This is a genomic window from Micromonospora orduensis, assembly GCF_006228125.1.
In the GTDB taxonomy this organism is placed as follows: Bacteria; Actinomycetota; Actinomycetes; order Mycobacteriales; family Micromonosporaceae; genus Micromonospora; species Micromonospora orduensis.
This window is the reverse complement of sequence record NZ_VDFY01000165.1, coordinates 26,729-49,634: the sequence shown is the minus strand read 5'-3', so window position 1 is coordinate 49,634 and position 22,906 is coordinate 26,729. Positions and strand designations below refer to the sequence as shown.

Sequence of the window (22,906 nt, the reverse complement as noted above, 5' to 3'; positions counted from 1 at the left end):
GCCTCCGACGGGAGCCGCGGCGAGCGCGCCGCCGGGGCCGGCGCCGGGCTGGGCGCGCTCGCCCCCGGGGGTGCGCTCGCCGCGGCTCCCGTCGGAGGCGCCACCAGCGTCGACCAGACCGTCAACGCGGGCGGCATCAACATCAGCATCACCGCCGACCGGCTGGAGGCCGACTCCGCCCAGCTGCTCACCGACGACATCGTGGCCCAGCTCCAGGCCCGCCTCGGCGCGCTGCGGTCCACCCAGGACTTCCAGGCCGGCGCGCGCCCGGCGACGGCGTGAGGAGGGACAGATGAGCAACCTGCACCTGCGCAACCCGGTCCGCGGCTTCCTCGTCAGCGTCGGCCTCGACCCGGAGATCCTGGTCCAGTTCCAGTACAACCCGGACAAGGTCACCGACAAGCGGTCGGTCAGCTACGCCACCCTCAACGCGCCCGGCATGCTCATGCCGGTCCGGCAGTACAGCGCCGGCGGTGAGCGGACCCTGTCGTTCACGGTGGTGGTCGACGGCCTGTTCAAGGGGCCCGCGGACGACGAGATCGACGTCGCCCGCGACGAGCGCGGCGGGATCGGCCCGGAACTCAACAAGTACCGCGCGTTCGTGCACCCGCGCACCGAACGCTGGCAGGACGCCAACGGCGCCCCGGACGGCTTCACCGGCCTGTACGCCGGCGCGGAGACCGTCTTCGCGGCCCCGCCCACCTGCCGGTTCGGCTTCGGCGAGCGGGTCGTCGACTGCGTGGTCACCGAGGTCAGCATCACCGAACAGCTCTACAACCCCGACCTCGACCCGATCCGGGCCGAGGTGCAGGTGACCCTGGCCGAGCTGACGCCGTACAACCCCGATCCCGCCGCCGGAGGAGCGATCTGATGCCGATCCCGCCGAGTTCCCGCTTCGCCGGCCTGCCCGTGCTGGAGGTCGTCGCGCCCGACGGCAGCCGCCGGCACGTGCTGGGCCTGCGGCTGCACACCACCGGCACGGCCGGCACAGAGACGCACCGGGTCCGCCAGGGTGAGCAGATCGACCTGATCGCCCGCCGCCGCCTCGGCGACGAGCAGCTCTGGTGGCGGGTGCTCGACGTGAACCCGGTCCGCTACCCGCTGGACCTGACGCCGGGCGAGCAGCTGCGGCTGCCCGACCCGGGCCAGGCCACCCGGGCCAACCGGGCGAGGAGCTTCTAGTGACCGCGCCGGGACTGCCGGCCCGGGTGCCGTACCTCTCGGTGGTGATCGAGGGGCAGGACATCACGCCGTGGGTGACCTCGGTGCAGGTCATCGAGGACGACCGGCTCGCCGACAGCACCACGATCACGGTCAACGACCCCCGGATGATCTACGCGGACGCGCTGATGGAGGGCTGCGTGGCCGAGATCGACCTCGGGTACGCCGAGCCGGACCAGCACGCCCTGCTGCTGCGTGCGCTGATCACCAAGGTCGAGCTGACCTACCCGGAGAACGGCGTGCCGCAGGTGAAGATCAAGGGCGAGGACAAGTCCATCGAGATGGGCCTGGTCGAGAAGAAGAAGAACTGGACCAGCACCACGGTCAACGCCATCGTCCGCAAGATCGCCCAGCCGTACCGGTTCGCCGACGTGGTGGCCGGGCTGAGCCCCGACCCCCGGGTCACCCGGGAGAACCAGGACGCCAAGACCGACCTGGCGTTCCTGCAGGACCTGGCGAAGAAGTACACCGCGAAGTGCTTCGTCGAACTCGACGAGAACGAGCGGGAGGTCCTCTACTTCATCCCGGACCGGCGGATCCTGCACCTGAACCGGGCCGACAAGCTGGTGCTGCGCTACCGGCAGGGGCCGGGCAGCAACCTGATGTCCTTCAGCCCGGCCTTCGACGCCAGCTACATCGACCGGGTCAAGGAGGTCAACGACATCGACGACGGCGGCCGGGCGGTCAACACCCCGCCGCAGCCGCCGGTGGAGGTGTTCATCTGGCCGCTCGCCGCCGACCTGGGCAGCCGGGCCAGCCGGGTCGACCTCGACCGGATCGACGCGTTGTACGAGGTCGGCGTGCAGGCCCGGGAGAAGCTCCAGCAGGAGCTGGCGAAGCCCCGCCCGACGACCGGGGCGGTCGCGGCGAACCAGCAGAAGCTCGACGACGAGACCGGCGCGCTGGGGTCCCGGCGCCTCGGCATGTCCGCCACCGGCACCACCCTCGGCTCGATCTGGATGCGGGCCAAGTGCAACGTCTCGATCACCGGGGTGCACGAGCGGTTCGCCGGCGACTGGTACGTCACCGGAGTCACCCACACGATCGACAGCAGCGGCTACAAGACCGACTTCAAGGCCGTCCGGTGAGGGGGGACCGTGGCTGACCAGTACTTCGGCAAGTACAGCGGCGTCGTCAAGGACAACCGGGACGCCGACAAGCTCGGCATCGTGCAGGTCAGCGTGCCGACCGTCTTCCCCGCCGAGGAGCAGGTGCCGGCGCGGGCCGCGCTGCCGTACGGGATGTTCTTCGTGCCGGAGAAGGAGACCAACATCTGGGTCGAGTTCGAGGGCGGCGACAGCAACAGTCCGCTCTGGACCGGGGTGCAGCACGTCCCCGGCAGCTGGGCCCCGGAGGCGGCGAAGAACCCGCCGACCGTGCGGGCCTTCAAGACCGCGGCCGGTCACCTGCTGATCTTCGACGACACCGACGGCAGCGAGTCGATCGTGCTCACCGACGGCGTCAACGCCCACCGGCTCACCTTCGACGCGGACGGGGTGGTGCTCACCGACGGGAAGAACAGCCACGCGATCACGCTGGACGCCAACGGGATCAAGGTCACCGACGGCGTCAACCACCACGAGATCGAGTTGGGTTCCAGCGCGGTGACGGTGAAGCACGGCGCCGGGGTGGCGAAGGTGACCCTGGAGGCGGCGTCGGCCAAGGCCGAGGCGGGGGCGGCCAAGGTCGAGCTGGGGCCGTCCGGCGCGACCGTCGACGGGCCGGTCATCATGCTCGGCGCCGGGGCCAGCCTGCCGCTGCTGCGCCTCGGCGACCAGGGCATCGGCAACCTGGGCGCGCCCGTCCCGATCACCATCACCACCCAGACCAAAGTGATCGCGTGAGGGGTGGGCGATGACTCTCGGGCCGGACAAGACCACCTGCGCCACCGAACTGCGCGAGGCGATGCGCGCGCAGCTCGACACGATGGACCCGCCGCAGGGCGGCAACGTCGACAACCCCCAGGTGAAACCGAACTTCGACGCCCTCGGCGACGGGGTGTGGCGGATCCTCACCCAGGACGCCGAGACGATCAGCGCCGCCGCGCAGGACGCCACCTTCTGGGCCTTCCTCGCCGCGCTGCGCACCGAGATCGAGCAGTTGCGAGCCTTCGACGCGGGGCTGCGCAGCGCCTTCGCCGCCTGGGACCCGACCCTGCCGGCCAGTGGCGCCACGCTCAAGGCGGCGATCGCCGCGCTGACCGTGCCCGCCGCCACCCCGACCGCGCCGACCAGCCTGAGCGGGAGGATCCGGTGACCACGCTGCGCGGCATGTCGATGCCGTTCCGGATCTCCGCCGGGGGCGTGCGGTGCAGCGAGGGACCGCAGAAGATCGCCGACGACCTGCGCCACCTGCTCTCCACCCGGCTCGGCGAGCGGCTGCTGCGGCGCGGCTACGGCGGCGGCGTGCAGCACCGGCTCCAGCAGCCCAACGACCACACCCTGCGCACCCTGATCCGGCACGAGATCGAGCAGGCGCTGCGCAACCACCTGCCCCAGGCGCGGCTGACCAGCCCGGTCCGGCTGGCGCACGACGAGTCCGAACTCACCGTCACCTTCGACTACGCCATCGACTCCACCGAGGTGGCGCAGCGGGTGGCACTGAAGCTGCCGAGGTCGTCATGAGCGAGGTACGCGGACTGCCCATCGACTACACCAACCTCGGGTACGAGGCGCTGCGGGAGTCGATGCTGGCCATCGCCCGACAGACGCTGCCGGAGTGGACCGACCACTCGGAGAACGACCTGGGCGTCCTGCTCATCGAGTTGTTCGCGTATGCCGCCGACGTCACGCTCTACTACCAGTCCCGGATCGCGGCGCAGCTCTTCCCGGAGACCAGCGACGAACCGGAGTCGCTGGTGCAGCTGCTGCGGCTGCTCGGCTACGAGCTGCGTTCCGCCCCGCCGGCCACGGTGGAGCTCGCCGTGGCGGTGGACGCCGCGCAGCCGCTGCCGGTCACCGTGCCGGCCGGCACCGCCTTCCTCGCGCAGACCCCCACCGGCGAGCGGCAGCAGTTCGAGGCGGTCCGCGACACCACCATCACCGGCGCCGGTCTCGGACCGGTGGTGGAGGAGAACCTGCGCTGGTTCCTCCCGGTCACCGCGGTCGAGGGGCGCACGGTCACCGACGAGCTGCTGGGCGTCTCCGACGGCGCCCCCAACCAGCTCTACACCCTCGGCGAGGGCCCGGTCATCGGCGGCTCGGCCACCGTCACCGTGGCCGGCCCCGGCGGCCCCACCCGGTGGCAGGAGGTGCGCTCCCTGGCCACCGCCAGTCCCGCCCAGCGCTGCTTCGCCACCCAGCGGGCCGCCGACGGCCGGGTGACGCTGCTCTTCGGCGACGGCGTCAACGGCGCGGTCCCACCCCGGGGCAGCGCGCTGGACCCGGTGGAGCTGCTCGCGACGTACCGGGTCGGTGGCGGGCCGCAGGGCAACGTGCCGCCGGGCACCACGTTCACCTCGCCGGTGGGCGCGCTGCGCCGGATCGTCGCGCCGGCCGGCGGCACGGGCGGCGCGGCCGCGGAGAGCATCACCGGCGCCCGGGACCTGGCGCCCCGGCTGTACCGGGCCCAGGACCGGGCGGTCACCGCCGACGACCACGTCGAGCTGGCGTTGCGTACGCCGGGCGTCGGCAAGGCCCGCGCGGTCGCGCTGAACTGGAACGACGTGCTGCTGTACGTGGCGCCCAGCGGCCGGGTCGAGCAGCCCTCGGAGCTGCTGCGGCGGGACCTGCTGTCGGCCTTCGAGCAGTCCCGGATGGCCGGCACGGTGCTGCGGGTGCTCGGCCCCGAGCCGGTCGACGTCTACTTCGCGGCCACCGTCCGGGCCGAGCCGTACTTCCTGCAGGAGGACGTCCGGGCGGCGGTGACCGGCGCGGCGGCGGACCTGATCGCGTTCGACCGGGTCGACTTCGGCGAGCCGATCTACCTGAGCCGCCTCTACGACGCGCTGCAGAGCCTGCCCCAGGTGGCGTCGTTGACGGTCACCCAGTTCAGCCGCTCCCCCGACGGCGGGGTGGACGCCGACGGGGTGATCGAGCTGGAGCCGTTCGAGCTGGCCCGGGCCGGGTATGCCGAGACGATCCGGCTGGTGGTCACCGGTGGGGTGGCGCGATGAGCCCGACCACCCTGGACCGCAGCCCCACCCGGGTCCGGGCGGTGCCCCGGCTGCTCGGCCGGGAGGTCGAGCTGAGCTGGACCAACCCGCCGGTGTCGGCGTTCGGCGGCGGCTTCCTGCTCGGCGTGCGGGTGGTCCGCCGCGAGCGCACCTTCCCGCTCGATCCGGACGACGGCGTGGTGGTGCACGACGAGAGCGCGCCGGTCGTCGACCGGCTGGTCGACGCCGGCCTGACCCCGCTGACCCGCTACTACTACACGGTCTTCAGCTACGACGGCACCGACTTCCACGCCGGGGACGGGGCCCGCGCCAGCGCGCTGGCCACCGACGAGCACGGCCTGGGCGAACGCCTCTACCGGCTGCTGCCGGCGGTGCACCAGCGGGAGGACCGCCCGTTGCGGCCGGACGAGGTGCACGCCCTCGCCCCGGAGGTGCAGGAGGCGCTGCGGGTACTGCCGCCGCAGCTGCGCGGGGCCGGGCAGCTGCGCCGCTTCCTCACCGCGGCGACCGCGCCGCTGGGCCTGATGCGCAGCACCGCCGAGGCGCTGCGCCAGCTCCACGACGTCGACCGGGTCGCCCCGGAGTACCTGCCCCTGCTGGCGGCGTTCCTGGACTGGCGCACCGACCGGACCCTGCCGGTCTACTCCCAACGCAACGAGGTACGCGCCGCCCCGCACCTCTACCGCGGCGTGGGCACCGTGCCGAACCTGCGCTCCATCGTCACCCGGTACACCGGCTGGCAGATCCAGGTCGCCGAGTACGCCCAGCACATCACCCGCGCCCATCACGCCCCACAGCAGAACGTCTTCGCGCTGCGCGAGACCGGCACTGGCTGGGTCGCCGCCGGTGACGCCGCCGACCTGCTGGGTTTCGCGCCACCGAACACCGGCGCCGGGTCGGCGACGGTGACCGGCACGACCAGCGGGCCGTTCGCGCTGCGCGCCGGCATGGAACTGACGGTCAGCACCGACGGGGCGGGACCGGTCACCGCCCGCTTCGCCCGGGGCGACGCGGTGAACCTCGGCGCGGCCACCACCGCCGAGGTCGCCGCCGCGCTGAACCGGCAGTTCGACCACCTGACCGCCACCGCCCTGCCGGGCGGGCGGCTGCGACTGGACGCGCACGGGGGCACGCTGCGGGTCGAGGCCCCCGAGTCGAGCCTGGTCACCCTGGACGGCGCGCCCCGCGGGCGGCTGTCGGTGGTGCCGGCCGGGTCGTCGGCGTTCCGGCTGTTCCACGCCGTCGCCGACCCGCTCGGCCCGGTCGACAACCGGGCCGCCCGCCGGGCGGTGGCCGGCGACCGGGGGCCCCGTCGACGGGCCGGCCCCCGCGCCGTTCGTGCCGGCCGAGCCGGTCGGCCAGATCCAGGTCAAGCCGTACCGGGACGGGCAGTGGGGCAGCTCGACGCCGCTCTTCCCCGGTGGCGAGCCGGCCGCCGCCGCGCTGCCGCCGGCCGGGCCCGGGCAGCCGGCGCGGATCCTGCTGGCCTGGGTCGACCGGCCCGGGACGCCGGACGCCCGGATCCTGTTCAGCGTCGGCGCCACCGCCGACCCGGCCCCGGCCGTGCTGACCGGCCGGGCCGGCACCCCGTTCCCGATCCCGCACGGCTCGTTCCTGCTGGTCCGCGACGCCGCCGGCCGGGCTCGGGCCGCCCAGTTCGCGGCCACCGACTTCGCCGACCCGGCCGCCCCCGGCATCGGCGACGTGGTCGCCGTGCTCAACAGCCGGCTCGCCGGGCTGCTGACCGCGTCGGCGGCGCCCGGCGGCGCGCTGCGACTGACCTCGGTGCTCACCGGCGGGGACGCCCGGCTCGAGGTGGACCTGGCCAACTCCACGGCCGCCGCCGCGCTCGGCTTCGGCCCGGACAACTGCCGGGCCACCGGTGACTGGGGCGACCGGATCGACTGGCGCGACCCGCAGCCGCTGCCCGTCGTACCGGCCGGGCGCCTCGCCGACCTGGCCGCCTGCCCGGACGACGCGGCCGGCACGGTGCGCCTGGCGTACGCCCGGCACGACGGCACCGCCTGGCAGGTGCGTACCGCGCGCTTCGACGGCACCGCGTGGGGCGCCGACGAGGCGCTCACCGCCGGCCCGCTGACCAGCCGGGAACCGACCCTCGGGCGGGACCCGGACGGCCGGGTCTGGGCGGTGTGGTCCCGGCAGGGCGCGGTCGGGGCGGCCGGCTGGTCGCTGCGGCAGCGCAGCCGCCCGTCCAGCGGGGCGTGGGGCGCCGAGGCGGCGTTGACCGCACCGCCCGCGCCGGACACCGCCGGGGACCGCGAGCCGGGGCTGACCGTACGCCCGGGCCTGCCGCCGTTGGTGTTCTTCCGCTCCGACCGGGGTGGCGGCGCGGACCTGTGGTCGGTGCCGGTGGGCGGCAGCGCGGCCCGGATCACCGCCGGGGCACCCGCGGACACCTGGCCGGCCCCGGTCGACGTCGGCGGGGCCCGCTGGCTGCTGCACCGCACCGACCGTTCCGTCGGGCACGACACGGTGGGCGGCGCGGCCGGACAGCACACCGGCACCCTGCACCGGTACGCGGGCTCGACGACCGTGGTGCTCGGCGACGTCGACCGGCTGCGCCGCCGGCGTGCCTGGGACGACCTGGTCGCGTACACCCCGCACCGGCCGGACGGGGCGAGCACGGCGCAGCCGCTGCGCGAGGACGAGATCTACACCCGGGGCACCGTCGGGCTCTACCTCACCCAGGCCGTCTCCGGGCTGCTCGACGAGAGCATGGCCGAACGGCTGCGCGCGGTGCTGCGCCGCTTCCTGCCGATCAACCTGCGGGCCGTGGTCTGGCTGGCCCCCCGCGCCGAGGTCGAGTACGTCTACCCGGCCGGGGCGGACCTGCTCGACACGTACCTGGACAAGCATCCCGACATCGACCACCTGAGCGTCGGGGAGGGGCCGGTCTCGATGCTGCTGCCCGGCTGGGGCGTGCTCGGCAGCGCCCAGCTGTCCACTCCCCCGCCGGCCGATCCGGAGGCCCGCGGGATCACCGCGGACCCGACCGACCTGACCAGCCTGCGCTGGCGCACCCACCACCCACCGCTGCAGTGACAGGGGACCTGAGATGACTTCCGACGACCGCATTGAACGCCCGGCGGCGGGCCTGTACGGCCAGTTCCGGGACGTCCTGCACGACGCCGACGGCGAACCGCGGTGGGACCGCGGCTGGGTGCGCAACACGATCGTGACGGACTTCCGGCGGCTGCTGGCCGGATTCGTCCGGGGCACCCCCACCACCGCGGAGTCGGTGCTCGGCCTCGCCGTCGGCGCCGGGCTGCCCGCCTGGGACGCGAGCGGCCCGCCGCAGCCCTCCCCCACCCAGGCCGCGCTGGTCGACCCGCACCCGCACCTGGTGCCCCGGGCGCAACTGCAACTGGACTACATCGACCCCGCCACCGGCACCATCTCGGCCACGCCCACCGGCACCCTCCAGCTCAAGGCGCTGCTCGGGCCGGGCGTGCCGGCCTGGCCGGACGGCAACCACGCCACCAGCACGCTACGCGAGTTCGGGCTGGTGGCCCGCCTCGACGGCACCCAGGTGCTGCTGAACTACCGCACCCATCCCGCCATCGCCAAGGACCCCGCGAGCACGCTCGAGCGGACCATCTGGCTGGTGTTCTGACGATCCGCGAAGGAGGCGACCAGATGGCCGTCATCACGGCGAGCACCTTCGATCCGCTGCTCGCACACGTCAACGTCCGGCTCCAGCAGGGTGTCCCCATCGTGGACGCCGACTGGAACACCCAGGACGACATCCGCAAGTTCGAGTTGCGCGCCTTCCTCAAGTGGTACGTCGGCGACGGCGTGCCGGAGGGCAACGACGGGTTCCGGATCGGCACCGGGCCCGCGAACAGCTTCACCATCCGGGCCGGCGTGCAGGGCCCCGGCGGCAGCCTGCCCAACGCCGAGGCCGCGCTGCGGCAGGTCGGCCGGTTCATCGTGGACGGCCTGGACGTGTTCCTGCGCTCGGACGTGAAGTTCGACCAGCAGCCGCTGCACGAGAGCCAGCCGGGCGCGGCGGCGCTGGCCGCCCGGCTCGGGGTGCCGGTGGTGGCGAAGCTGGACACCCCGGCCACCGACCACCGGGTGCTGGTGGAGTTGGACGTCTGGGAGCGGCTGCTCACCCCCGACGAGGACCCGGGGCTGATCCACACCGGGCTCGGGGTGGAGACCTGCGCGCGGACCCGCCGCGAGTGGGTGGTCCGGGCGTACCCGGAGACGGCGCCCGGCCCGCACCTGCCGGGGCACTCGTACGCCACCCTGGCGGTGCTGCAACGCTTCACCGGACAGGACGTGGTGGCCGACGGGCAGATCATCGACCGCCGGCAGCGGCGGCTGCTGCTGCCCCCGGCGAACCTGGTCACCGACTTGCTCGGCGTCGACCCGTACGACTACCGGGCCGGGCAGGGCCGCCCGCCGATCAGCCTGCGGGAGGCGATCAACGCGCTGCTGGCCGGGCAGCTGCCCACCACCGCCGACCTGTCGGTGTCGCCCGGTCCGGGTTCGGACACCATCCGCCGGGCCTTCGTGCTGGACTCGCAGAACGGGCTGGCCGCGTTCTGGATCTCGCCGCGGGTCGGCAGCGTCAACCAGATCTTCGCCACCCGGATCGACCTGGCCGCCCCGGACGGGGGCTTCGCCCCGGCCGCCGCCGTGACCAGCGGCACCACCCACGTCGAGCCGACCGCGGTGCCGCTGCCCAACGGCGAGTTCCTGGTGGCGTACCAGAACGGGTTGCTCAGCAGCGCCAGCACCGACGTGGTGTTCAAGCGGGCCACCCTCGCCGGGTTGGCCGCCGCTCCCGAGCAGGCGCTGTCGGCGACCGCCGGCACCGCCGACGAGACCCCGTTCGGCGTGCTGGCCGCCGACATCGTCACCTTCTTCGTCCGGCAGGCGGCCACCAACACCTGGTTCTTCCGCCGCTACCGGCACACCGACAGCACCTTCCTGGACGCCACCCCGGTGGCGCTGCCGGCCCCGGCCGCCGCCGGTGTCGCCGGGGGCCTGCACGCCACCGCCGCCGGGGGCGTCGTCTGGTTCGGGTACGTGACCACCGCCGGCAACACGATGACGCTGGGCCGGCTCACCCCCACCGCGCCGGCCGCCTCGGCGGTGGACCACGTCATCCCGGCCCCGCTGGCCGGCACCGACCCGTTCGTGGTCGGGGTCAGCGCGACCGAGGCGATGGTCTTCTACAAGGACACCCAGGTGAAGGTGGTCAGCGCGCAGAGCGGCAGCTGGCAGACCGGGGCGATCGTGACCGTGCCGGGCAGCGACGCGGACACCCAGCCGGCCGCCGCCCGGGACGCCAACGGCACCTGCTTCCTGCTGGCCACCCGGCCGGTCACCGGGGCCGGCAACGAGGTGTTCCTGCGCCGCCGGGACCCCGCCACCGGGGTGTGGGGCTCGGCGCAGCAGGTGATCTCCAGCCCGTCCAACGACCAGAACCCGCACCCGGTCCTCGTACCCGGCCAGGGGATCTGGGTGCTGTGGCGCAGCGACCGGCCCGGCGCCGGCAACTTCGACCTGTACGCCAAGCGAATCGTCACCGCCATCTGACGCACCGGAAAAGAGGCAGCATGCCCGCCATCTCACCGAACACCCCTGCCGCGTCGAGCTACACCGTCTCGAACTCCAGGGCGTTCGTGGCCAACTCCCAACTCGACTTCAACAACGTCCCGCGCTCGTTCACGGTGTCCTACCCGTACCCGGCGCCGGCCGGGCTGACCGTCACCCTGGTCCGAATCACCGCGCCCGGCGGGTCGGTCGACCTGGACGCGCTGGCCACCGCCGGCACCGTGGACAGCGCGAGCATCGCCGGGCGCGACGTCAGCGCCACCCGCAGCAGCGGCGGCGGCGTCACGCAGCTCACCTGCAACATCCAGGACCCGTCGGAGGCCGGCGTCCTGGACGAGCACTACGAGGTACGGGTCTCCGCGACCGCCGCCGTCACCTGGGGCTACGCGGTCGACAACGCGTTCAACTCGAACGTGATCCGGCTGGTCTGCGACCCGGTGGCCGCGTACAACGGGCTGCCGGCGACGCTGCTGGAGAAGCAACTGCTGACGGTGACCGCACAGGGCGCGGCCGGCCCGGCGCTGACCCCGACGGTGGTGCGCAACACCAACCCGGCCAACGGTCTGGTGCTGCCGGCCCCGGTGCCGACGTACCAGTTCGGCCACCAGGGCACGATCGCCATCCAGGGGCTGCCGTCGCCGGTCGGCACCAGCCAGACGTACCAGCTCACCGACGCGTTCCTCAACCCGGTGCCGCTGCCCGGCGTGTACGCGCCGACCCCGGTGACGTTCACCGTGGACGTGGTCTACCCGGGCGTCGGCGGCCCGGCCTTCCTCACCGGCCACGGCACCGGCGCCGCGTCGATCACCCCCCGCCCGCAGCGGGTCCAATTGATCCTCGACCGCTCCGGCAGCATGGGCGCCGAGCACCGGTGGGACAACGCGAAGACGGCCGCCCGGATCTTCGTCAACTTCTTCGGCGAGTTCCGCGACGGGGTCAACGCCGACGACCGGATCGGCATCACCGTGTTCGAGGACAACGACTGCTCGTTCCGCAGCTCCGGGCCGGCAGGGCCGCCGTTCATCACCGACGTGGTGCCGCTGGGCACCCCCGCCGCGGTCGCCGCCGCCGACCTCAGCGGCCCGGTCTTCGGCAACCCCGGCGGCTGCACCCCGATCGGGGACGGCCTCTTCTTCGGCCTGCAGAAGCTGGAGGCGGCGGGCTTCCCGCCCAACGTGCGCTACACGGTGGTGCTGCTCACCGACGGCGACGAGAACGCCGGCACCATCAAGATCGGGCCGGGCGCGGACCCGGGCAACCCGAAGACCTGGGCGGCGGCCAAACTGGACCCGGCCATCGACCAGATCACCGGCCCGACCACCGACCTGAACCTGTTCACCATCGGGCTGGGTTCGGCGCCGAACTTCACCGTGCTGAACAACCTGGCCGCCGCCGGGCACTTCGCGGCCGCCTTCACCGTCGGTACGCTGATCGACCAGTTCGCCACCATGTTCTCCCTGTCGCAGGAGGCCAACAAGCTGCTCACCCGGTTCACCCGGGTGGTCGGCGACCCGGTGCCGCCGGCCCCGCTCACCGAGGTCTTCTTCGACACCAGCAACGCGCAGAAGTTCGGCGTGGCCATCCTCAAGACCCTCGACCCGCCCACCCCGGCCGACGTGATCGACACCGTGGAGATCGCCCGCTGGGACGGCACCACGTTCGTGGTCGAGAAGATCGTCCCGGCGGACTTCGAGGGGCACTTCTATCTGGGCGTACCCGACGCGAGCGCCTTCAACGGCGGCACCGCGACCTGGCGGGTGCGGCGCTTCCACGGCGCGGCGGTCAAGCCGATCGCCCTGGAGGACGTCTTCGCCTTCGAGGACCTGCACGTGAAGTCGGCGCTGGCGCTGGACCGCAAGGACTACCTCACCGGCGACGAGATGCAGCTGGCGGTGGAGATCCGCAAGGACTTCGCGCCGGTGCGCGGGGCCACCGTCCGGGCGGTGCTGGACGCGCCCGCCGAGGGGATCGGCTCGCTGCTGGCCGGCCTCAACCCGGACGACGTCGCCCGCCAGCAGCGGCGCAAGGGCGACGGCAAGGACCGCCCGCGCGGCCGGGGCGCGCTGATCGACGCAATCCTGGAGAAGTACGACTGGGACGGGCTGCCGCGCTGCAACCCCGACCCGGGCGGCCTCTTCGTCGACGGCACCGACCTGCTGCACGACGTCGACGGCGACGGCATCTACACCAACACCTTCGCCAAGGTGCACGTCGAGGGCGTCTACAACTGGACGCTCTTTGTCAACGGCGTGGACGACGACGGCAACCCGTTCAGCCACCGGCTGGACCGGTCCACGCTGGCGGCGATCAGCGTGAGCGGCAAGGCCACCACGATCCGGCGGGAGACCCTGAAGGTCGCCCAGCCGTCGCTGACCGCGGTCAAGGTGACGATCGCCCCGCAGGACGACTTCAAGGAGCTGCTCGGCCCCGGCTTCGACGACACGGTCATCTGGGCGATCAGCGGGGAGGGCGTCTTCGCGCACGTCCGCGACCAGCAGCCGCCGCCGGTCAACGCCGACGGTACGTACACCCGCACGGTGATCTTCAAGCGCGGCACCAAGCCGACGCTGCGGGTCTCGGTCAACGGCGTGATCCTGCCGAAGATCTACCTGGCCCCCGGCCTGCCGGCCGGCGACCGGCGGGAGCCGCGCACCAGCGCGTGACCCGATCGGGACCGGGGTGGCAGCCGCCGCCACCCCGGTCGCCTACCGGACAGCGCAGGCGTCCATCGGCGACAGCGTTCCCGCCGTCGCCGGCGGACGCTGGCGTCGAGCAGGACGGCTTTGGCCCAGGAGCCATGAGCTGATGGCAACTGCCCCGCCAGAACCCCGGAGGCAGCCAGAACGGCGACCGCCCTCACATCGGTGAAGCGAATCGATCACCCGGCTGCACTCACACCTGCACCTGCACCGGCTCTACTTCCCGGCAGCCACCGCCGCACAGACCCATGCCGAGCACCAGCGCGTCGCCGCGGCCATCGTCGCCGGCGAGCCCGCCGCCGCCACCGCCGCGATGCGCGCCCACCTCACCGCGGCACGGGAGCGGCACCTGCCCGCCTTCGATCAGCAACCTGCACCCGGCCAGACGCGCGGCGCCGGCTGACCGAGCTGCCGTCCGGCACCTTGATCGGACAGCTGGGGAAGTTGCCTGCGGCGGCACGCCACACTGGACTCGTCGGCCCGTCGCGGCGAGGCGTCATCCCAGACCAACAGCTGGACATCACCTCGACCACGCGCACTACGGCAGGGTCGTGTCCTATACGGCCACCGAACCCTCCGGTGTCAGCAGGCCATGCCTGGCCCCTTGGCGCTTGACGCGGAATCAAGAGCAAAACTGCCGCTCCATCCAGTACGCAGATGAAGCGGCAGGTCAGAGCGTTGTGCAGCGGGCGCGTCAATGGCCAACCATCCACGCGGTTACCGCCCACAAAGATCATCCGTTACCGGATGTTACCGCCGTTACCTGAGAAGATCTTCATCTCCCCAGGTCAATCGGTCGGGACGGCCGGATTCGAACCGACGACCCCTTGACCCCCAGGAACTAGCAGGTCTACCGGCGGGTATCGAACGACACTGCCTCGTGCCGGAAACACAGGTCAATGGCCAGCGGCGGTCCGAGGCACGCCAGGCACTGCCGGGCCCTTCCGGACCGTCCGTGAGATGCGTGTGAGATATCACGGCGGGGCGGTGCGGAACGGCACCGCCCCAACGACCTCGTCGACGATCTTCCCGGCGACGATCGGGTGAGGCGATTGTGTCGGAGCTCAGGCGGCGTAACGGGCGGTGAGGTCGACGACCCGGCGGGCGGCGGCGACCATCGCCCGATCGGTGAACCGCACGTCCGGCAGCACCACTTGCCGGAGCTGCGGGCCTGCGCGACGGCGACCGCGGCAAGCAGCTGCGGGCCCGGCCCGCCTCCCGGTCGGCCGCGCGGAACGCGTCCACGATCACCGGGAACTGGCGGGGGGTGGATGGCGGCCCGACCCAGTAAGCCGAGCCGGCGGCCGGTGGCACACGAGGTCGCCAGAGCGTCCCGGTCGGTCACGTCGGTGTACACCGACATGGCCGGCGGCTGCAGGGCGGCCGCGCGGGCCGCGACCACGATCCGGCCGCGCGCCCAGAACAGGCCGTCGTCGGCGACGCCCACATCGGAGCGGAGGTCGGACTCGCCGAGGCCGAGCAGGGCCATCACCGAATACGTGGCGGCAATCGGTTGCGCCGACTCCAGTCCGACGGCGGATTCCACCAGCAGGTGCAGCGGGGTGTCCAGCGTGTCTGGTCTCAGGGGGTCACCTCAGCGTGAGATGTCGCTTTCCCGACGTCGAAATGCGTGGCCGGCCACCCCTTGGCAGGTCCATCATCACTGCTATACGCCGTGTGAGGGGTGGATGAATGACCAGCCCAGACAGCGTTGGCGGCCGCGGTCGGCAGTCGATCCGCGCCGGCCAGCCGATCGCGGATCGGCACCAGGGCCCAGGCGGCCGGCCGGGCGCCGCGACCGGAACCGAAGGAACCGAACAGGGCGTCACGATCGGCGCCGCCTTCGCCCCGGCCGCACCGCGACTCGAGGCGCCGACGGTTAGCCTGCCGGTCGCCGGCGGCGCGATCCGCGGCATCGGCGAGACGTTCAGCGCCGACCCGGCCACCGGCACCGGTTCGCTGTCCGTTCCGATCGCGAGCAGCCAGGGTCGATCCGGGTTCGGGCCGTCACTGTCCCTCGGATACGACTCGGGTCGGGGCAACGGCCCGTTCGGGTTGGGCTGGTCACTGTCGGTGCCGGCGCTCACCAGGCGGACCGACAAGGGGCTCCCGCGGTACGACGACACCGACACATTCCTGCTCTCCGGCGCCGAGGACCTGGTGCCCGCGCTCACACCGACCGGCTCGGGCCGATGGGAGCCGGTCATCGACGTCGACCCGCCGCATGCCGCCGGGTACCGGATCGAGCGGTTCCGCCCACGTACAGAAGGACTGTTCGCCCGGATCGAGCGGTGGACCCGGCTCGCCGACGGTGACGTGCACTGGCGGTCGACCGCCCGCGACGGAGTCACCCACCGGTACGGCGAGGACCCTGCGGCGCGGATCACCGACCCGGCCGACCTGCGCCGCGTCTTCAGCTGGCTGTTGTGTCGCAGCGAGGACCTGCGCGGCAACGCGATCAGCTACGAGTACCTAGCCGACAGCGGGGTGGGCGTGGACCTCGGCCAGGCCCATGAGCGGCACCGTACCGAGGAGCTACGCACCGCCAACCGCTACCTGAAGCGGATCCGGTACGGGAACCGGGTGTCCACGCTGGTCGAACCGGTGCCGGCCGAGGACGGCTGGCTGTTCGAGGTCGTGCTGGACTACGGCGAGCACGACCCGGCGGCGCCCACCCCGGCCGCGACCGGCCCGCTCCCGGTCCGGTCCGACCCGTTTTCGGTGTACCGGGCCGGCTTCGAGGTCCGCACCTACCGCCTGTGCCGGCGGGTGCTGACGTTCCACCACTTTCCCGGCGAGCTGGGCGTCGGCTCGGACTGCCTGGTCCGCTCGACCGATTTCACCCATGTGCCCCAGGGCGCCGTCGGCGAGGTGCTCACTGCCGTGACGCAACGCGGCTACCGACGCACCGGCGACGGCGGGTACCTGGTCCGGGCGATGCCGCCGGTGGAGTTCTCCTACACCCCGGCCGGGCTGATCGGCGAGGTCCAGGAGATCGACGCGGACAGCCTGGCCAACCTGCCCGCCGGACTCGGCACGGCCGACGCGAGCTGGGTGGATCTCGACGGCGAGGGCATCGCCGGGATCCTGATGACCGCAGCGGACGCCTGGTATTACAAGCCGAACCTAGGCGACGCCGAACTGGGCGGCGTGCGGACCGTGCCGGGGATGCCGTCGCCGGCGCTCGGTGGCTCGGCCCGCACCCGGCTGCTGGACCTCGACGGGGACGGGCGGCTGGAGGCAGTCACCTTCTCCGGCCCCACCGCCGGGCGACTGGCCCGTACGGCTGATGGAGGCTGGGAACCATGGCAGCCGTTCGCCTCCCTGCCGGCGGTTGACGTCGACGACCCCGACGTACGGCTGGTCGACCTCGACGGGGACGGCCACGCCGACCTGCTGGCAGCCGAGGGTGACTCGTTGACCTGGTACCCGTCGATGGGGCCGACGGTTTCGGCGCCGGCATCACCCTGTCGACCGGTGCCGACGGCGACGACGGGCCGCGGCTGCTGTTCTCCGACGCCAGCTACTCGGTGCATCTGGCGGACATGTCGGGCGATGGGCTGGCGGATCTGGTCCGGATCGGCAACGGCGAGGTGAGTTACCACCCCAACCTGGGGTACGGGCGGTTCGGCGCGAAGGTCAGCATGGACGGCGCGCCGTGGTTCGACACCGAGGAGCTATTCCGCCCGGCGAACCTGCGGTTGGCCGACGTCGACGGATCCGGTCTCACCGACGTGATCTACCTGGCCCCGGACGGAGTCCGGGTGCACTTCAACCGGTCCGGCAACGGATTCGACCCTGCCGTGACGTTGCCCGGACTGCCGCCCGCCGACGCAATGGAGAGCGTCGACACCGTCGACCTGCTCGGCTCCGGCACCGCCTGCCTCGTGTGGTCCAGCGGCGACCCCGGTTCATCGGCTCGTTCGATGCGCTTCGTCGACCTGATGGGCGGCGTCAAACCGCATCTGCTGGCGCGGATGGTCAACAACCTCGGCGCGGAGACCGTGATCCGATACGCCCCGTCGACCCGCTTCTACCTCGCCGATCGGGCGGCCGGGCGGCCGTGGCTGACCCGGCTGCCGTTCCCGGTGCAGGTGGTCGAGCGGGTGGAGACGCTCGACCGGATCAGCGGGAACCGGTTCACCCGGCGCTTCGCCTACCACCACGGATTCTACGACGGCGTGGAGCGGGAGTTCCGCGGCTTCGGGATGACCGAGCAGTGGGACACCGAGGAAATCTCCGCGCTGTCCCCGCTCGACCTGGCGGCGCCGAACATCGACGCGGCCTCGCACGTGCCGCCGGTGCTGACCCGGACCTGGTCGCACACCGGGGCGTTCCTGGACGTCGGGCCGGGTTTGGAGGCCGGGTACGCCGCGGAGTTCTGGCGAGAACCCGGCCCGGACGGCGGCGGCGCTGGTCCCGGTGACGCCGAGGAGGTCGCCGCAGCGCCGTTGCCGTCGGTGATGCCGGAAACGGTGCTGCTCGCCGACGGCTCGCGGCTGCCGTGGCACTCGGCGACCGAGGAGCTTCGGGAGGCGTACCGGGCGCTGCGCGGCGCTCCACTGCGGCAGGAGGTGTACGCCCTCGACGGCTCGCCCGAGCAGGACCGGCCGTACACGGTGACGACCTCGTCGTACACGATCGAGCTGCTGCAGCCGATGTCGGCGCCCGGGAGTGAGCAGCGGCACGCGGTGTGCCTGCGCCGTCCGGCCGAGACGGTCACGGCGTCCTACGAGCGGACCACGTACGACGTCGAGGCTGCGGACGGTTCGGTGACCGGGCGGTGCGATCCGCGGGTCGGGCACGAGGTCGTCCTCGACGTCGACGGGTTCGGCGGAGTGCTGCGCGGCGTGTCGATCGTCTATCCACGGCGGTATCCGGGCGCCGGCCTCGACCCGCGGCTGCCGTCCTGGGCGGCCGACGCGATCACCGCCGCGCAGCGCGCACCAGCGGTCGTGCTGACGACGAACCGGTTCGCGGAGGCGTCGGACGTCGGCGCCACCTATCGCGGGCCGGTCCCGGTCGAGTCGCACGCCGAGGAACTGACCGGGGTGGTGGTCATCTCCCCGGTGCTGCTGCGACCGGACGAGTTGCGCCTGCTGGCCGACGCGCCGGCCGGCACCGGATCGGCCGGGACGGGGCGGCGGACGATCCGCCGGTCCCGGGTGATCTACCTGGCCGACGACCTGTCCGGGCCGTTGCCGCTGGGCTCCGCGGGGCCGCTGGCGGTGCCGTATCGCACCGAGCAACTGGTCCTCACCGAGGAGCTGGTCGACTCGGTGTTCCGCGGAGACGGGACCGCGCCGGCCGGCCTACCGGCCGACATGGCGGCGGTGCTCGGTGGCGAGTGCGGCTACCTGTCCGACGGATCCGAGTGGTGGGCGCCGGCCGGCGTCGCTGTCTACTCCCCCGGCGCCGTCGCCGACTTCTACCTGCCGGCCGGCTTCACCGACCCGTTCGGGAACACCACGACGGTCCGGTACGACCCGTACCGGTTGTTGTCCGTCGAGGTCATCGACCCACTCGGCAATGACGTCGCGGCGGTCAACGACTACCGGGTGCTGGCACCGCGGCAGCTCACCGACCCGAACGGCGCGGTGTCCGAAGTGGCCTTCGACGCGCTCGGCCAGGTCGCGGTCGCCGCGCGTCGCGGCCGGCCGGGCGACCCGCGGCGCTGCACTCTCGACGGCGCCGAGGCGGACCTGGACGACTCCACGGTCGCGGCGTACCTGACTGATCCACGGGGTGCGGCGCCGGCGCTGCTTGGCGGGGCGGGCAGCCGCATCGTGTATGACCTGTTCGCCTATGCCCGGACCAGCGGCGACGAGCAGCCGCAGGCACCGATGGCCGCGACGCTAGTCCGCGAGTCGTACGACGCCGACCTCGACCCCGGCGCGACGACGCGGGTCAGTCAGTCGCTGGCGTACTCCGACGGGTTCGGCCGCGCTCTGCAGGCGAAGACGCCGGCGGCCGGCGGCCGCTGGTTGGCGTCCGGCTGGACGGTCGTGAACAACAAGGGCCTGCCGGTCCGGCTGTACGAGCCGTTCTTCTCCACGACGCACCTCTTCGAGCCGGCGGTACGGGCCGGGGTGAGCCCGATCTTCTGCCACGACCCGGTCGGACGGGCGGTGGCGACGGTGCTGCCGGACCGCAGCTGGGCGAAGGTCGTCATCGACCCGTGGCGGCTGGATTCGTGGGACGGGGCGGACACCGCGCTGATCGCCGACCCGCGCACCGATCCGGACGTGGGTGATCACCTGGCCCGGCTGCCGGAGCCGGACGTGCTGCCGACCTGGTACGCCTCGCACGTCTCGGACGCGGCGGCCGCTGCTCATGCCGCCACTCCCGCGCAGGCGTATCTGGACCCGATGGGCCGGACGGTGCTCGCAGTGGCGCACAACCGGGTGCAGGGCGCGGCGGACGACGTGCTGCAGGCGACGTTCGTGCGCCTTGACGTCCAGGGCGACCAGCGTGAGGTGATCGACGCGCTCGGCCGGACCGCGATGACGTACGACCACGATCTGGCTGGTCAGGTGCTGCACTCGGCGAGCCAGGACCAGGGTGAGAGGTGGATGCTCGGCGATGCCGGCGGGCACCCGCGCTACGCGTGGAACAGCCGCGGTTTCCGGTACCGGATGACGTACGATGCGCTGCTCCGGCCCGTCGCGACCTACCTGAGCAGCGACGACGGCGGGGCCGAAGCTCTCATCGGGCAGACCGGGTACGGCGAGTCGCTGGACCGGGCGGCGGCCGAGGCCGCGTATCTGCGCGGGCGGCCGCACCGGGTGTTCGACGGCGCCGGGACCGTCACCACCGAGTTGTACGACTTCGCCGGTAACCCGGTGACGGTGGTGCGGCGGCTGGTCATTGACCCGTTGGCGGTACCGGACTGGTCCGGCGAGGTGCCGCTGGAGGGTGAGTCGTTCGCGACGACGACGGCCCATGACGCGCTGGACCGGCCGGTACTGACGAAGGCGCCGGACGGGTCGCTCGTGCGGCCGGTCCTCGACGACGGCGGGCTGCTCGCCGGTGTGGACGTGACACTCGCGGGCGGCGGCGGACCGGACTGGCAGCCGTACGTCACCGGCATCACCTACACCGCCAAGGGCCAGCGGGAGCAGATCTCGTACGGCAACGGCGCAGTGACGTCCTGCTCCTACGATCCGCTCTCCCAACGACTGGTGTCGCTGGTGACCGCCCGCGGCGGCGATATCCTGCAGGATCTGGTGTACTCCTACGACGCGGTCGGCAACGTGGTGCGGGTCGCCGATGCGGCGCAGCAGACGCTGTTCTTCCGGAACACGGTCGTCGAGCCGAGCGCCGACTACAGCTACGACGCGACGTATCAACTCATCTCGGCTGCCGGGCGGGAGCATCTCGGACAGGCCGGCGGCCCGGTGCCACCGGACCCGTACGACAGCGGCACGGTCGGCCAAGACCAGCCCGGTGACGGCCTGGCGATGGGGCGCTACACCGAGGCGTACGTCTATGACGAGGCCGGCAACGTGCTCAGCGTCCGGCACATCGGGTCCGGCGGAGCGCATCCAGGGTGGACCCGGACCTACGCGTACGGCTCAGGGAACCGGCTGGCGTCGACGATCGTCGGGTCCGGCACGGCCGAGCTGTACGAATACGACGCGCATGGCTCGATGACGTCCATGCCGCACCTCCCGCTGATGCAATGGGAACACGCCGACCGGTTGCAGGCGACGGCGCAGCAGGTGGTGAACTCCGGCCTGCCGGAGACGACCTGGTACGGCTACGACGGCGCCGGGCAGCGGGTGCGCTGGATGACGCTGCGCTCGGCGGCGCCCGGTCAGGAGCCCACCCGCAAGTGCGAGCGGATCTACGTTGGCGGCTTCGAGGTCTACCGGGAGTACGACGGGTCCGGGTCGGCGGTGACGCTGGAGCGGACGTCGCTGTCGGTGCTGGACGGGACGCGGCGGATCGCCCTCGCCGAACGGCGAACCATCGGTGACGACGGCACGACCGATCTGCTCGTGCGGTTCCAGCTCGGCAATCAGCTCGACTCGGCGTGCCTCGAGCTCGATCTGGCCGGTGCGATCATCGGCTACGAGGAGTATTACCCGTACGGCTCGACGTCCTATCAGGCCGTCGACCGCTCGATCCGGGCCGCCACCAAGCGTTATCGCTTCACCGGAATGGAACGCGACGAAGCCACCGGCCTGGAATACCACACCGCCCGCTACTACGCCCCCTGGCTCGCCCGCTGGACCGCGTGCGACCCTTCCGGCCTGATCGACGGCGCGAACCTCTACTGCTACGTGCTCGGAAATCCAGTGACCAGCGCCGACCTCACCGGCACCTCGTCGTTGATGCTGATGCTGCTCTGGCTCACCGGAGATTCGAGTTCCGAACCCGCCGGTACAGCCGCATCACCGGTGGCCACCGCTGGCGCAGCCGCCCCGGGGTCGGCTGGGAGCGCATCGGCCGCCATGACCGGAGCTGTGATCACCAGGCCGATGGGTCCCATTCCCAGCCCGAATGCGGCACCTGCCACGCCTGCGCCTGCTCCGCCGAGAGTATTCACTCCGCCGGAACCTCCAAGGCTTCCAGCCGCGCCCGTGCGGCCCGAGCCACCGGCACCAGTCGTCGGCGCATTGGCACCCGAAGCAATCATCGGTGGCGCGCTGACGGCCGCGGCAATCGGCGGAATGCTCGTTGCGCCGGCCGTCGAGATGATGCAGCAGGACCCTTGGCTCGCTGGCATCGACAACGATCCACCGTCAAAGGCGAGCCCGGCGGAGATCGAATTCATGGCTGAACTGATGTCGGGGCTGACGCCGCGCCAGATCGCCCAGGCCAATGAGTCGGAGGCATCTCGGAGCAGGCGGCACAAGACGGAGGATCACCATATTGCGACCGCCACCCGTAAGAGTTCGTGGACGCCGAAGTTCAAGGAGATTTTCAAGCAGGCAAACCTCAGCATAAATGCTTCCGAAAATATTGTGACACTTCCAGGAGAGGTTCATCGGGGCCCGCACATCGACGCCTATCACCGCGCGGTCCATCGGCGCCTCACGGACACCATCGGCGATGCCGCGCCGAATTCGACCGAGTATGCCCAGCGGGTCCGGGAGGCGTTGGCCGCAATGAAACAAGAACTGCTGACTCCCGGCTCGCAGCTGCGGAGTCTGGTGAGCATCGTCGATACACCCTTGGTTCGATGGGGTGAGTTCAAGGACGTCAAGGAGTTGGTCGAACTCGGTGACTGCCTGATTGACGATCCTTTCAATCTGATCGAGGACTGAGCACTTTCGAA

Annotated in this window: 15 protein-coding genes and 1 pseudogene; 15 read left to right on the top strand and 1 reads right to left on the bottom strand. The window is 72.3% G+C overall.

The features are described 5' to 3' along the window. The 13 genes from FHG89_RS33010 to FHG89_RS17045 form a co-directional block, all read left to right on the top strand. Positions 1-282, top strand: a 282-nt coding sequence (locus tag FHG89_RS33010) for a hypothetical protein (RefSeq protein ID WP_167517452.1), incomplete at its 5' end; no start/stop codon positions are given. A 10-nt stretch (positions 283-292) separates the two neighbouring features. Continuing rightward, positions 293-871, top strand: a complete 579-nt coding sequence (locus FHG89_RS17100; RefSeq protein ID WP_052744906.1) for a CIS tube protein — start codon at positions 293-295, stop codon at positions 869-871. Further along, positions 871-1,182, top strand: a complete 312-nt coding sequence (locus tag FHG89_RS17095; RefSeq protein ID WP_091662049.1) for a LysM peptidoglycan-binding domain-containing protein — start codon at positions 871-873, stop codon at positions 1,180-1,182. Before FHG89_RS17100 ends, FHG89_RS17095 begins: the two co-directional genes overlap by 1 nt. Beyond that, on the top strand, positions 1,182-2,309 hold the full coding sequence (locus FHG89_RS17090; RefSeq protein ID WP_139585380.1) for a phage late control D family protein: 1,128 nt from the start codon (positions 1,182-1,184) through the stop codon (positions 2,307-2,309). The genes FHG89_RS17095 and FHG89_RS17090 overlap by 1 nt, the downstream gene beginning before the upstream one ends. 9 nt (positions 2,310-2,318) lie before the next feature. Then, complete coding sequence (locus FHG89_RS17085; protein ID WP_139585379.1) at positions 2,319-3,065, top strand: phage baseplate assembly protein V; 747 nt, start codon at positions 2,319-2,321, stop codon at positions 3,063-3,065. A 10-nt stretch (positions 3,066-3,075) separates the two neighbouring features. Continuing rightward, on the top strand, positions 3,076-3,477 hold the full coding sequence (locus FHG89_RS17080) for a hypothetical protein (RefSeq protein ID WP_139585378.1): 402 nt from the start codon (positions 3,076-3,078) through the stop codon (positions 3,475-3,477). Continuing rightward, entirely contained in the window at positions 3,474-3,845 is a 372-nt protein-coding gene (locus tag FHG89_RS17075; protein ID WP_139585377.1) for a GPW/gp25 family protein, read from the top strand. Before FHG89_RS17080 ends, FHG89_RS17075 begins: the two co-directional genes overlap by 4 nt. Further along, the gene (locus FHG89_RS17070; protein WP_139585376.1) at positions 3,842-5,335 is read left to right on the top strand and encodes a baseplate J/gp47 family protein; all 1,494 of its coding nucleotides are present in this window, start codon (positions 3,842-3,844) and stop codon (positions 5,333-5,335) included. Before FHG89_RS17075 ends, FHG89_RS17070 begins: the two co-directional genes overlap by 4 nt. Further along, on the top strand, positions 5,332-7,221 hold the full coding sequence (locus FHG89_RS17065) for a phage tail protein (RefSeq protein WP_139585375.1): 1,890 nt from the start codon (positions 5,332-5,334) through the stop codon (positions 7,219-7,221). Before FHG89_RS17070 ends, FHG89_RS17065 begins: the two co-directional genes overlap by 4 nt. A gap of 1,190 nt (positions 7,222-8,411) precedes the next feature. Next, the gene (locus FHG89_RS17060; protein ID WP_139585374.1) at positions 8,412-8,969 is read left to right on the top strand and encodes a hypothetical protein; all 558 of its coding nucleotides are present in this window, start codon (positions 8,412-8,414) and stop codon (positions 8,967-8,969) included. Between the two features lie 23 nt (positions 8,970-8,992). Beyond that, entirely contained in the window at positions 8,993-10,906 is a 1,914-nt protein-coding gene (locus FHG89_RS17055) for a DUF6519 domain-containing protein (protein ID WP_139585373.1), read from the top strand. Positions 10,907-10,926: 20 nt separating this feature from the next. Further along, positions 10,927-13,587 (top strand): vWA domain-containing protein, encoded by a 2,661-nt coding sequence (locus FHG89_RS17050; protein ID WP_139585372.1) that lies wholly within the window; start codon positions 10,927-10,929, stop codon positions 13,585-13,587. 214 nt (positions 13,588-13,801) lie between these two features. Then, complete coding sequence (locus FHG89_RS17045; protein ID WP_139585384.1) at positions 13,802-14,026, top strand: FCD domain-containing protein; 225 nt, start codon at positions 13,802-13,804, stop codon at positions 14,024-14,026. An 873-nt stretch (positions 14,027-14,899) separates the two neighbouring features. On the opposite strand, the pseudogene FHG89_RS34310 reads toward FHG89_RS17045, so the two are convergent. After that, positions 14,900-15,181: pseudogene (locus FHG89_RS34310) on the bottom strand (aldolase/citrate lyase family protein); the annotation flags it as partial. Positions 15,182-15,315: 134 nt separating this feature from the next. Between FHG89_RS34310 and FHG89_RS17035 the strand changes: the two are divergent. Both FHG89_RS17035 and FHG89_RS17030 read left to right on the top strand, forming a co-directional pair. Continuing rightward, positions 15,316-17,220 carry a SpvB/TcaC N-terminal domain-containing protein gene (locus FHG89_RS17035; RefSeq protein ID WP_139585371.1) on the top strand — a complete coding sequence of 635 codons (1,905 nt, stop codon included), beginning with the start codon at positions 15,316-15,318 and terminating at the stop codon, positions 17,218-17,220. After that, entirely contained in the window at positions 17,169-22,895 is a 5,727-nt protein-coding gene (locus FHG89_RS17030; RefSeq protein ID WP_139585370.1) for a toxin TcdB middle/N-terminal domain-containing protein, read from the top strand. Before FHG89_RS17035 ends, FHG89_RS17030 begins: the two co-directional genes overlap by 52 nt. The last annotated feature ends 11 nt before the right edge of the window (positions 22,896-22,906 follow it).

Bases quoted from the DNA above. Each gene is read 5' to 3' on its own strand.
- FHG89_RS17100 (WP_052744906.1), top strand. From the start codon at position 293: ATGAGCAACCTGCACCTGCGCAACCCGGTCCGCGGCTTCCTCGTCAGC.
- FHG89_RS17095 (WP_091662049.1), top strand. From the start codon at position 871: ATGCCGATCCCGCCGAGTTCCCGCTTCGCCGGCCTGCCCGTGCTGGAG.
- FHG89_RS17080 (WP_139585378.1), top strand. From the start codon at position 3,076: ATGACTCTCGGGCCGGACAAGACCACCTGCGCCACCGAACTGCGCGAG.
- FHG89_RS17070 (WP_139585376.1), top strand. From the start codon at position 3,842: ATGAGCGAGGTACGCGGACTGCCCATCGACTACACCAACCTCGGGTAC.
- FHG89_RS17065 (WP_139585375.1), top strand. From the start codon at position 5,332: ATGAGCCCGACCACCCTGGACCGCAGCCCCACCCGGGTCCGGGCGGTG.
- FHG89_RS17060 (WP_139585374.1), top strand. From the start codon at position 8,412: ATGACTTCCGACGACCGCATTGAACGCCCGGCGGCGGGCCTGTACGGC.
- FHG89_RS17055 (WP_139585373.1), top strand. From the start codon at position 8,993: ATGGCCGTCATCACGGCGAGCACCTTCGATCCGCTGCTCGCACACGTC.
- FHG89_RS17050 (WP_139585372.1), top strand. From the start codon at position 10,927: ATGCCCGCCATCTCACCGAACACCCCTGCCGCGTCGAGCTACACCGTC.
- FHG89_RS17035 (WP_139585371.1), top strand. From the start codon at position 15,316: ATGACCAGCCCAGACAGCGTTGGCGGCCGCGGTCGGCAGTCGATCCGC.
- FHG89_RS17030 (WP_139585370.1), top strand. From the start codon at position 17,169: ATGTCGGGCGATGGGCTGGCGGATCTGGTCCGGATCGGCAACGGCGAG.